Below are 12,205 nucleotides of genomic sequence, written 5' to 3'. Positions count from 1 at the left end.
CAGCAAACTCATTTGCCAGCGAGCCGCCAGGTGGCGATGAATTGCTGGAATGCCTTAAGGCAATTGCCTCGTTTCATCAGCATGAAGTCTCTGCAGAAGCATTGCGAGCGGGGTTGCCGCTGGAAGACGGCAAGCTAACGCCTTCTGTGTTTGGCCGGGCAGCCTCCAGAGCTGGGCTGACTGCGCGTATCGTCAAAAGCCCACTCTCAGGGCTCAATCCAGCACTGCTACCTGCTGTGCTGCTACTCGAACCTGGCCGGGCCTGTGTGCTGTTGGCCATTGATCTCAAACAGCAAAAAGCCCGTGTGCTGTTTCCTGAACTGACGGAATCCGAAGTCGAAATCCCTTTAGCGGAGCTCCATGCGGGCTATAGCGGCGATGCTATTTACGTTCGCCCGAAGTTTCTGACGGACAATGCTTCCGAACCAGGCGTCAATAGTAAGAAGCGCCGGGATCAGCACTGGTTCTGGGGCGTAATTCGCGAGAATCGGCGGTTATATCGAGACATCGTGCTGGGGTCGGTGGCCATCAACTTGTTTGCCATCGCCATGCCGCTTTTCGTGCTCAACGTTTACGACCGCGTCGTACCCAATCAGGCGACTGAGACGTTGTGGGTGCTGGCTATCGGTATTTTTATCGTGTTGTGTTTCGATTTGGCGCTGCGACTGATGCGCAGTAGCTTCGTTGATCTGGCGGCAAGCCGTGCGGATGTCAAACTCTCTTCATCGCTTATGGCAAAAGCACTGGGTGTCCGGTTGGAAGAGCGGCCGGCATCGACCGGCGCGTTCACAGCCACCATGCAGTCGTTCGAATCGGTTCGTAATTTTATTGGTTCGGCGACGATTCTGGGGATTGTCGATCTTCCCTTCGTGCTGATGTTTGCGGCCATTATTGCACTGATCAATCCCTGGTTAGTACTGCCGGTATTGATCGGAGCCGTGTTTGTACTGCTGTATGCATTGGCCGCGCAAGGCAAGTTGCACGAACTTTCGCAAACCGCTTGGGAGGTCGGTGCTCAACGCAACTCCTTGTTGGTCGAGTCGGTTTCTCAATTGGAAAACGTCAAGGCCCTACGGGCCGAGAGCCGCATTCAACGCCAATGGGAAAAAGCCACAGCGTTTTTGGCTAAAATCGGTAGCCAGCTGAAAATGGTCAGTACGTCGGTATCCAGCGTGGCGCTATGGGCTCAGCATAGCGTCGCGGTCTGCGTGATCATTATCGGTGTCTACCAGATTATCGAAGGTAATCTCACCCAAGGGGGGCTAATCGCGGCCTACATGCTGTCTTCCCGTGCCATGTCGCCCATTAGCCAAACGGCAGCACTACTGGCGCAGTACCATCAGTCTGCTACTACCTTGGAAACGCTCAACACCGTAATGGATAAGAAAAGCGAGCGTCATGAGGGTAAGTCCTACGTCGAAAAACCCAGCTTCGAAGGTAATATCCGTCTCGAGAAAGTCACCCTGCGCTACCCAGAGGAAGAACGCGATGCTCTGCGTGAGGTCTCGATCCACATCAAGGCAGGAGAGAAAGTCGCCCTGCTGGGTCGTATTGGCTGTGGCAAGTCATCTCTCAATAAGCTGATCATGGGGTTCTACCAGCCAACGGCAGGTGCCGTGCTGGTCGACAACGTCGATATCCGCCAGTTGGATCCGCTGCATCTGCGCCGCCATATTGGCTATGTGCCGCAGGATGTCAGTCTGTTCTCGGGTTCCTTGCGCGAGAACATCGTGGCCGGGGGGGGAAATGACCGCGTCGATGACGAAGCGTTGCTCAGAGTGCTAAAGCTGGCTGGCTTGGAGGCGCTGGTAAATGGCCACCCTCACGGTGTGGATTTGCAGGTGGGCGAGCGCGGTCAGGCGCTGTCTGGCGGGCAAAAGCAGGCAGTGGCCATTGCCCGAGCCTTGGTGCAGGACCCGCCCATCTTGTTGTTGGATGAGCCGACCAGCTCCATGGACAACGCCAGTGAAGAAGCCTTCAAGGCCAACCTGACCCGCATATCGGCAGGCAAGACTATTCTCGTGGTGACCCACCGCACATCGCTGCTGTCGCTGGTCGATCGCATCATCGTCATGGATGCGGGCAAAGTGGTGGCCGATGGCCCCCGCGATACCGTGGTGGAAGCGCTGCGTAAAGGGCAAATCGGGAGGGCTTCCTGATGACACGCAAGCCTTCCGTGACACCAGAGCAAAAAGGTTTCGATGCGATTGGCCGTTTTTCCGAAAAAGGCCAAAAACCGTTTCGCCCTTTCATGGATCGACTGTTTGCCAGACGGGTCACCTCTGCGCACCTCAATCGTGACTGGGCAAGCGATACCGACTGGGCGCGCATGCAGCAAGAGCCTATCCGTGCGCGCCTGTTTCTCTATACGGTACTGCTAACCATCGTAGCCCTGCTGACATGGTCCTATTTCGCCGCCATCGATGAAGTCACCCGTGGCACGGGCCGCGTCATCCCCGCCAGCCAGCTCCAGAGGATCCAATCCTTCGATGGCGGCGTGGTCAATCAGATCATGATTCGCGAGGGGCAGCTGGTCAGCGCGGGAGATGTGCTGATGCAGATCGACCCGACTCGCTTCGTCTCGGATTTCAGGGAAAACCGCGCCCAGCGCTTTGCGCTGGAGGCACGTGCCGAGCGGTTAAGGGCGCTGGCCACCAATTCACCCTTCGAACCCTCCGATGAGCTGCGCGAAGAAGTGCCGCATATCGTCATGCAAGAGCGCGAGGTGTACGAGAGTCGTCGCGAAGAGCTGCGCGAGCAGGAAAACGTACTCAATGACCGTATCCGTCAGCGTCGAGAAGAGCTACGTGAAGCACAGGCACGGCGCGACACGGCTCAGCGTGAAGCGAACATGGCTAGCCAGGAACTGAACCTGACGCGCCCCTTGCTGGCATCCGGTGCGGTGTCGGAAGTGGAAGTGCTGCGTTTGCAGCGGGAAGTATCGCGTGCCACGGGTGAGCGCAACCAGGCAGATGCCTCGGTGTCACGTTTGCAAGCTGCCGTGGAAGAAGCCGAAACTCAGTTGAGGGAACTGGGAGCCGAGCGTCGCAGCGAGTGGCGTAATGATTTGGCCCAAGCGCTGGGTGATTTGAATGCCCTGCAGCAGTCAGGCACTGGCTTGCAGGATCGCGTCCGGTTGACGGAGATCCGGTCACCGGTAGACGGCATCGTACAGCGTATCCACATCAATACGATTGGTGGTGTCGCTCAGCCGGGCCAGGAAGTTGTGGAAATCGTGCCGACCGATGATCAACTTCTGGTGGAGGCACGCATCGCCCCGCAGGACATTGCCTTCCTGCACCCAGGACAACCTGCCACCATCAAGCTCACCGCCTACGACTACGCGATTTATGGTGGGTTGCAGGCCGAACTCGAGCATATCAGCGCCGACACTATTACCGATGATGATGGCAATACCTTCTATCTGGTTCGCGTGCGCAGCCAAGAGAATGAAAACGTAGCCGACCGGCTGCAGGTTATACCGGGGATGACCGCACAAGTGGATATCGTCACTGGTAAGCGAACCGTCATGCAGTTCATGCTGAAACCTGTTTTAAGGGCGTGGCGAGATTCCATGGGAGAGCGCTGATGAAACACTGGTTTATAACAACAGACGGGAGTTTAAAAGCGCGCTGGAAAAAAGCGTTTCAGGATGTGGGAGCCCTGACGCCTGACACCCTGGGCCGGCGCGTAGCGCCCAATGATCTTGTGTGGCTGTCCACTACCGTGGATAGCTGGCCACTCATGATTCCTGCGCTGATAGAGCAGGGTGCCATCGTGGTGGTGCTGAGCTATACCCCCGACGATCGTGAAGCGCTAAGGGCATTGGATCTGGGCGCCAGGGGCTATGTGCATACCCTGGCGGCGGCTGATGTGCTGAACCAGGTGGCTCTGGTCGTGACCCATCAAGGTGTTTGGGTTGGGCAAGCGTTATTGGCGAAAGTCCTCGGTGGTACGTTCAAGGCTCTCCAGCAGCGCGTTGACCATGACCGTTATCAACACAGCGACTACCTGCAGCTGCTCACCGAGCGAGAGCGTGGCGTTGCGTTGGCCGTGGCGCGTGGCGCCACGAACAAAGAGGTGGCCCGCCAGTTGGAGATCACTGAACGCACGGTTAAAGCGCACCTAAGCGCTATTTTTCGAAAGCTGTCAGTACGCGATCGGCTGCAGCTGATTCTCAAATTGGCACCGGTGGCGGAGCGTACCTCTGGTAGCGTTGAGTGATCCGCTAGGTCTGGGTTTTGGGGGTCGCACCGCTGCACCCCAAAGCGTCCGCTGCCGGTACCTCACCTCGTTCGTCACTTACACCCTCACTACTTACGCGAGCCATGACATGTCGGATCACGCCGTTCAGGAAGCACACGTTGCCCGTGAGGCTATCCACTCAGCCTTGCATGATGCTTTGCATGCTGTGGGTTCTGACGTGTTGTCACAATGGCAGCGTCAGCATGCCAGCGTAGCTCCTTTCGACTCACTGTTACTGGTCTCGGTAAGCGACGGCTATGCGCGGGCTCAGGTCACGACGCTGACGGTCGATGTCAGCGCACTGCGGGCGGGCCAGTGGGAAGTACTGGTGCCTGCGCTTGAACAAGCGATTACCCGACTGCAGCGTAAATTCGGGCATCCGCTGGTGGGGTGTCGCATCGAATGGCCTTTCGCCGTGCGTGAAGGTCGTTGGGGGGCCTTCAAGCAGGAGCTTAAACGCTATAAGCGCAGCTACTTCCGCAGTGGTTTGGCGTTTGAAGGCAAGCGCGAAGCCAGGCTGCTGCTCAGTGAAATGGAGCTGAATGCCAACGCCTGCCTGTATGGCGGGCACCAGGTGGGCCATGCGCAAATTAACCAAGCCCACCTGGAGCGCTACCTCAAGGCCCGCCACGGCTCTAGCCAGATGCCAAGCTTTGCCGACGAGATGCCCATGTGGAGTTTTGCTACGGCTGGCGTCTTTTTGGCGCTTGGCGGTGAACAGCCGAGCCATCATCTTCTGAGCACGCAGCCCCGCTGCTGGGGGCGTCGTGAAACCCCGCCGTTGACCCCTGCCTCCACCGCTGAACTGATAGCCCGCTCGACGCGCTTTCTGGGTAGGCAGGTACAGGCGAATGGCCGCTATGTGTATGGTTATTTTCCCTGTTTCAATCGTGACATTGGCACCTATAACATCCTCCGCCATGCCAGCAGTACTTATGCGCTGCTGGAAGGTTATGAAAGCTGCCTTACTCAACGGCTTCTTGACGATGAACAGCTCCGCCAGTTGCATGGCCAGATAGACCGCGCGTTGGAGAGCTTGCGCGATCGGGACATCATCGAGCGTGATGGCGCGGCCTATGTGGTCGACACGGGAAACATCATCAAACTAGGGGCTAATGCAGTGGCTATCCTGGCCCTGGTCAAGTATCAGCAGGTGATGGACGATGACCGCTATGCTGCGTTGGCCGACGCGCTGGCGTTGGGGATCGTCCGCATGCAGGAGGCTGATGGCAGCTTCGTGCATGTGCTGAATGCGGCGGATTTATCGCTCAAGGAAAAGAGCCGAATCATCTACTATGATGGCGAAGCGGCCTTTGCGCTGATGCGGCTTTACGGCCAGACTCGTAACCCCCAGTGGCTGGCGTGTGTCGTCAAGGCCTTTGACTATTTTATCGACAACGGCCATGAGCAGGCCCACGATCACTGGCTGGCCTACTGTACCAATGAGCTGGTGATGTACCGCCCCGAACGCCGCTATTTTGAATTCGCGGTGCGCAACGTAGCGGGGTACATCGACTTCATCCGTGATCGGATCACCACTTTCCCAACGCTGTTGGAACTCTCCATGGCGTTCCACAAGACACTGCTCACGCTGGAGCAGATGCCGGAGCTTGCCGATGTGCTCGATGGCCTGGACATCGATGCGTTCTATCACGCGCTGCATACCCGCGCGAACTACTTGCAAAATGGATTCTTCTGGCCGGAAGTGGCCATGTACTTCAAGGCCCCGTACACCGTGCAAGACGGTTTTTTCATTCGTCATCACAGCTTCCGCGTGCGCATCGACGATGTCGAGCACTATCTCTCCGGTTTGGTGGCCTATCAGCAACTGCTGGGCCATGGTCGGCAAGCGAGTTTCAGGGTGGACGGGGGCAAGCTGGAGGCCGAATCACTGGCATCGACGACCAGCGGGCGCTGGCATGTGATGCCGCCGATGGGCTGGCAGGCCACAGGGCTATGTTGCAAGCAGGCGTTTTTCGCATCAGGCCATCTCGTGGTGGCGAGCGGCAGGGCCGACACAGGCTTTTTGACGGAAGCCGCCATAAAAGCGCTGGTGGAGCAGGGGGCCTCGGCCGTCATATGTGAACAAGGCGAGGTTTACCAAGCGCTTGGGGTGCCTATTCTGCAGGTAGAGGATGTCCAGGCAGCGGTACTCGCCATTGGGCAACATCAGCGTCGCCAGTTTCGTGGGCGAGTGGTCGGGGTGACGGGAAGCGCGGGCAAGACCACCGTGGTCGCGATGTTGGCACACGCTTTGGATGACGGGCCCGTGGGGCAGAGTCGAGGGAGTGCCAACTTGCCCATCGGGGTGGCCTGGAATATGGCGTCCATGCCGCAAACGGCAAATTATTGGGCCGTCGAGATGGCCATTGGCTCCATGGCGGTCAATACAGCGCTGGCGCGGCCTGACCTTGCCATCATCACCAATATTGCTGCATCGCACCTTGTCTATCACCACTCTCTGGATGAAATCGCCCGAAAGAAAGCGCGCATCTTCAGGAGTATGGCACCAGGCGGGGTGGCGATTCTCTACCGCGACAGCGCCCACTACGGGTACCTCGCAGGGCAAGCACGACACTACCGCTTGACGGTGATCAGTTTTGGAGAGCATGAGGAAGCGGATGTTCGACTGCTGGAATATCATGGGTTGAGCGGACAAGTCTGCATCGATGGCAATGCATATACCGTCGAGCTGGCTGCGGCAGGACGCCATATGATGTTGAACGCACTCGCTATTCTAGCCGTGGCCCAGCATGACCGGCTGCCCTTGGCAAAGGTCATCGAGCGGTTACGCACTTTTCAGGCGGTACCGGGCCGCGGTGAAGTCAAGCAACTGAATTACCAAGGAGTGCCTATCACCCTGCATGATGAAGCTTATAATGCCAATCCTCTTTCCATGCGCATGGCCCTGGAAGCCTTTGCTGCATTGCCGGTCAAGGGAGAAAATAAGCTTTTGATTATTGGAGACATGCTGGAGTTGGGGGAGGAGGCAGAAGCGTTGCACCGTGAGTTGTCGCCACTGATTGCCGCATTGGCCACACGACGCGTGCTATTGTGCGGCCCTCTAAGCCAACCGCTGCTGGCCATGTTGGGTGGCGAAGATCAGGGCGTTTTTCACTACTCGGATGTAAAGGCACTCAAGCCGGAACTCATGCAACACTTGCAGCCCGGTGACCATGTGCTGGTCAAGGCCTCTCATGGCGTGGGACTTGCCTCACTGTTCGCGGCGCCGAATCTTGTTGGATAAGCTGGCTGGAAGGGAGCTCGCGCGTAATGGTATGGCGTTTGCTATCCTCCTGATAAGCGCTTTCTCCGCCTTGGCGCAGCCTCAGCAGGGGGTTGGTGTTTGTCATACGCTGACACGAGAACCTGCCTTGTCGAAGGTTGGGGCGATGCAGGTGCCAGGCTTATCGGGTTCATTGACGCACTTTGTCGTGCGAGACCCCGAACCACCTGTAGCAATAGACCCCATTCGACAGGATGATACCGCCACCCAACTAGCTGCCGCCAATGTGCTTTTTCATGAGGTGCTAGGACTAACGCCCCCGCTACAGATGCCGCGTTATCTACAGGCTGAGGAAATCGTGGTGATTCTGCGGGATGACCAGATTCGCGGCGGCCAAGCCTATGACGAAGTAGTGCGTAACCCGGCTATTCCCGAATGCCATATTCGCATGGCCCTGGGCGGACGTGTTGAGGCCGCCACTAACCTGACACCAGCCCACGAGCTTTTCCACCTGTATCAAAACGCCCACATGATGTTCAAGCAAGGGTGGGTACACGAAGGGCTGGCACGCTGGTCGGAGTCGCTGCTGAGTGGTGACGTGCAGCCCGGTCCCCCTCTGCCTACGGCTAGTAGCGACCTGGAAAGCATTATGCAGTCGAGCTATGGCGCCGTGACCCTATGGCAACGGTTATTTTATCTACTCGACCCCCAAGGCAGTATCTCGCTGCCCAGCTCACTGATGTCGCTGCGCTACCACGATGGCAGCCAGGTAGTGACATTGGAGCATCTTCACGGTAGCCGCTTCGTGGCGCCCCTGTTCGAAGCACTCCATCAGGCGAGCATTTCCCTGGCTGAACAACAGCAATGGCCCACTTACGGCTGGGCCGAAGCCGAGCAGCGCAGCTTGCAGTATAACCATGCCATTCTGGCGGCTTTATACCGGGCGATATCGGCCTACGCGCCGAAGGAGCATCAGCCTGAAGAGCTGCGTAGGTTCATGCAGCTGATCGATACCATGCTGAAAGAACGGGAGTGAAGGGTTACATGTCGGCAACCGAAGAGCAGAGGGCTCATCGTCGCCACCTACGCGACCTGATGTGGGCCCTTTTGGGTGAGGTGGTGCGACCATTCCGCTGGCAGGTAGGCGCCATTCTCTTGAAGCAAGTAACAGCGCAGATACTGTTGCTGGCCAGCCTGTTGCTACCTTGGCAGCTGTTACAAGTCTTGATGAGCGGTCAGAGTCGTTTGACCCGCGGATTGCCTGCACAGTTTGGCGATAATGACAAGATGGCGATGCTACTGGCCTTGGCCGTTCTCTGCTTTTGCGCGTTTGCGCTAATGCAGTGGTGGGTCAAGCGCAGCATCTCACGTTTGTTCGACGCCCTTTTGCTTAGGCTCAACAAGACACGCCTGGTAGCCAATCATCGGCCTTTGGGCAGGCGCATGCTGGCCATCGTGATGGGAGCGCTCTCTTCGATGTGCATTGCCCTATTGTTTTGTTTGGTCATTGCCTTTTTGCACCCGGCGCTAGGGTTCCTGGCAGTGGTTTGTGTGGCCATCCTGGGGCTTATCGTGGCGCGTTACTACCGCTTCGAAAAAGTGCCACAGCTTCAGGAAACGCTGCAAAGCAACGTATTGTCGGTCATCAATATCAGTTTTGCGCTTGGCTTTGTCATCCTGGTCATCGACTATCTGTATGGATCGGCGCGCCCCCTGTTCACACTGTTCGTCCTGCTGATTGCGTTGCGCCAAATGATGGCCGCCAGCGTCAACGGCATGGTCAACGCTCTGGGTATCATCAAACACGTTCAGCACATCAACATGCTGTTGCTCCCTCGCGCCCGGCAGGTAGCGATTAGCGAAGCAACGGACTTCCTCAAGCGCTTCGATGCGGCACGATTGGCCCAATGGCTGCCCGGCTGGTTGGCCGAACGTCATCATCTCGCATTCGTCGATATCGTCGAGTGTCGTCTGCTGCACAGTCGTACCGTCGCCCACGTGCTGCTATGCACGCAGCAGGACAGCGCAAGCCCCTCCTACTGGCTGTTGAAATGTTACGTGCCTTCGCGAGAGAACGAAGCGCACCACGAAATTGCGCTGCTCGAAGAGCGCAGTGCGGCGGCGGGAGCAATGCCGTCTGAAGTACCCAAACTGATCGGTCATGGCGACTTGCTTTGGTGCCATTACGTCGCTCTAGACATCGGCAGCCTGCGCCCGCAATGGCTCAACTCGGAAGAACGCAAACCCTGGCTGGCGGCGCTTCGCCAAGCGTTACTGCAGACGCCGCTGTCACCGAGCCTGATAGCACAGTACCGAGCTACCTTTGCCACGTTGCCAGAACGCATGAGAAGCATTGATACGAACCGCTTTGATTATTTGACGCAGGAAGATCGGCAAGGCTTTCAGATCACGCGATTCCAGGAAAGCTGGCCACATATGATCGCGCTAGTCGAGAAGGTGCCAGCTGGCCTCACGCTTCAGAACCCCGCCACTGCACGCCTCGCATTGATAAACCAACAACCTCTATTACTCGACTGGCAAAGCTGGAGCCATGATACCCTGGGCGCCCATTGGCCCCTCTCGGCCAAGCTTAATAAAGAAGTACTCGCGCTGCTGTCGGCAAACTGGCCGCAGCTCACCCAAAGCCCAGAATGGGAAGCGCTGCACTCCCCGGAAGAGGCCACGCTCCATATTGCGCTAGCCGCACGAGCCCATGAGTTTTGCCACCGCTGCCGCTACCATAATGACGCGGGTGCCCTCAATATGATGGCGGGTCTGTTAAAGGCTCATGAATCCCTGCGCGCAGACCCGTAACCTCCGTTTCTCGCTTCCTTTTCACGTAAATACTGCCCGTTCATTGCGTATTGGCCATCGGTACAATAGGCAACCCCGTTGGCCAGCGCTACCTTGTTTACAATGCCGCCAATAGGCTTTTCTGCGTCTGCAGTCAGTCAGCCTCGGCAACCCCTTAATCGAGCGGTGGGTGGAGAACAAGACATGGCAACGGTAATTGCGATTTCAGGTCAAGCATGGGCACGCGACGAAGATGGCAACCTGCGTGAACTGCGCATTGGTGACGTCATTCAGGAGGGAGAAACACTCATTACCTCCGTCGATGGTCGCGTCGAGCTGGACTTTGCCGACGGTACCGGCGCCAACGTGGTAGAGGGCGGCCAGGAAGTCGCCGTTACCCCTGAGCTGAACACAGACGCCATTGTCGCCACCGATGCCAGCGCCCAGGACGACGACCTGGAAGCCCTGCTCGCCGCCCTCGAAGATGAAGACGGTGACCTGCTCGATCTCCTTGATGCCACTGCTGCCGGCGCTGGCGCAGGTGGCGGCGGTGGCGGCGGCAGCAGTTTCGTACGCGTTGCCCGTATCGCCGAAGAAACCGACCCACAAAGCTTCAACACCGACGGCGGCCTGGAAGGCGCCGAATTCGTAGAGTTTGACGGAGGTGCTGCCGCTGCCGCTGCCGCTACTGCTGACGATACAGATGCCGATGCGGATGCAGACGCTGACGCCGATGCCGACGCCGACGCCGACGCCGACGCCGATGCAGATGCAGATGCAGATGCAGATGCTGACGCAGACGCCGATGCTGATGCAGATGCTGACGCTGACGCAGATGCGGATGCGGACTCGGATTCCGATGATCCTGAAGATCCCGAAGATCCCGAAGATCCCGAAGATCCCGAAGATCCCGAAGATCCCGAAGATCCCGATGATTCGGATTCAGATGCGGACGCCGACGCCGACGCGGATGCCGACGCCGACGCCGACGCCGACGCCGATGCCGATGCGGATTCTGACGCTGATGCAGATGCGGATGCCGATGCTGACGCAGATGCCGATTCTGATGCTGACGCGGATGCCGATGCCGATGCTGACGCAGATGCCGATTCAGACGCCGATGCGGATGCAGATGCGGATGCAGACGCTGACGCCGATGCCGATGCAGACGCCGATGCCGATGCAGACGCTGATGCCGACTCCGACTCCGACTCCGACTCCGACTCCGACTCCGACTCCGACTCCGACTCCGACTCCGACGCGGATGCCGACGCCGACGCGGATGCAGACGCAGACGCTGATGCCGATGCAGATGCAGATGCAGATGCAGATGCAGATGCCGACGCGGACGCCGATGCTGACGCAGACTCCGACGCGGATGCAGACGCCGATGCAGATGCAGACGCTGATGCCGATGCGGATGCGGATGCGGATGCCGATGCGGATGCCGATGCCGACGCTGATGCAGACGCGGATGCGGATGCGGATGCAGACTCCGACGCGGATGCAGACGCCGACGCCGATGCAGATGCCGACGCAGATGCTGATGCGGATGCTGACGCCGACGCGGACGCCGATGCAGACGCGGATGCGGATGCCGATGCGGATGCCGATGCGGATGCCGATGCAGACGCCGATGCCGATGCCGATGCCGATGCCGATGCCGACGCTGATGCAGATTCTGATGCCGACGCGGATGCAGATGCAGATGCAGACGCAGATGCGGATGCTGACGCAGATGCCGATGCGGATGCTGACGCAGATGCCGATGCCGATGCCGATGCCGATGCTGACGCTGACGCCGATGCGGACGCCGACGCCGACGCCGACGCAGACGCGGACGCTGATGCCGATGCAGACGCCGATGCCGATGCAGATGCGGATGCAGACGCCGATGCAGATGCAGATGCAGATGCGGACGCTGATGCAGACGCGGATGCC

The 12,205-nt window shown here is 58.4% G+C and carries 7 protein-coding genes; all 7 read left to right on the top strand.

Annotated elements, in window-relative coordinates; all coding sequences use genetic code 11:
• Positions 1 to 41: 41 nt before the first annotated feature.
• The gene (locus B7L72_RS01630; RefSeq protein ID WP_254893732.1) at positions 42 to 2,159 is read left to right on the top strand and encodes a type I secretion system permease/ATPase; all 2,118 of its coding nucleotides are present in this window, start codon (positions 42 to 44) and stop codon (positions 2,157 to 2,159) included.
• Complete coding sequence (locus B7L72_RS01625; protein ID WP_081192202.1) at positions 2,159 to 3,589, top strand: HlyD family type I secretion periplasmic adaptor subunit; 1,431 nt, start codon at positions 2,159 to 2,161, stop codon at positions 3,587 to 3,589. The genes B7L72_RS01630 and B7L72_RS01625 overlap by 1 nt, the downstream gene beginning before the upstream one ends.
• A complete protein-coding gene (locus B7L72_RS01620; protein WP_081192200.1) occupies positions 3,589 to 4,224 on the top strand; it encodes a response regulator transcription factor in 636 nt (211 codons plus the stop codon). Before B7L72_RS01625 ends, B7L72_RS01620 begins: the two co-directional genes overlap by 1 nt.
• Positions 4,225 to 4,333: 109 nt before the next feature.
• Positions 4,334 to 7,492 carry a UDP-N-acetylmuramoyl-tripeptide--D-alanyl-D-alanine ligase gene (locus tag B7L72_RS01615; protein WP_081192198.1) on the top strand — a complete coding sequence of 1,053 codons (3,159 nt, stop codon included), beginning with the start codon at positions 4,334 to 4,336 and terminating at the stop codon, positions 7,490 to 7,492.
• Positions 7,493 to 7,619: 127 nt separating this feature from the next.
• On the top strand, positions 7,620 to 8,507 hold the full coding sequence (locus tag B7L72_RS01610) for a hypothetical protein (RefSeq protein ID WP_254893731.1): 888 nt from the start codon (positions 7,620 to 7,622) through the stop codon (positions 8,505 to 8,507).
• A 119-nt stretch (positions 8,508 to 8,626) separates the two neighbouring features.
• Positions 8,627 to 10,285, top strand: coding sequence for an ABC transporter ATP-binding protein (locus B7L72_RS01605; RefSeq protein ID WP_254893730.1), 1,659 nt, complete (start codon positions 8,627 to 8,629; stop codon positions 10,283 to 10,285).
• Between the two features lie 183 nt (positions 10,286 to 10,468).
• On the top strand, positions 10,469 to 12,205 hold a 1,737-nt coding region (locus tag B7L72_RS19025), incomplete at its 3' end, for a retention module-containing protein (RefSeq protein WP_176212816.1).

The organism is Halomonas sp. BC1 (genome assembly GCF_002078135.1).
Classification (GTDB): Bacteria; Pseudomonadota; Gammaproteobacteria; order Pseudomonadales; family Halomonadaceae; genus Vreelandella; species Vreelandella stevensii.
Note: the sequence above shows the minus strand (reverse complement) of the source record. Positions and strands in the feature narration are given on the sequence as shown.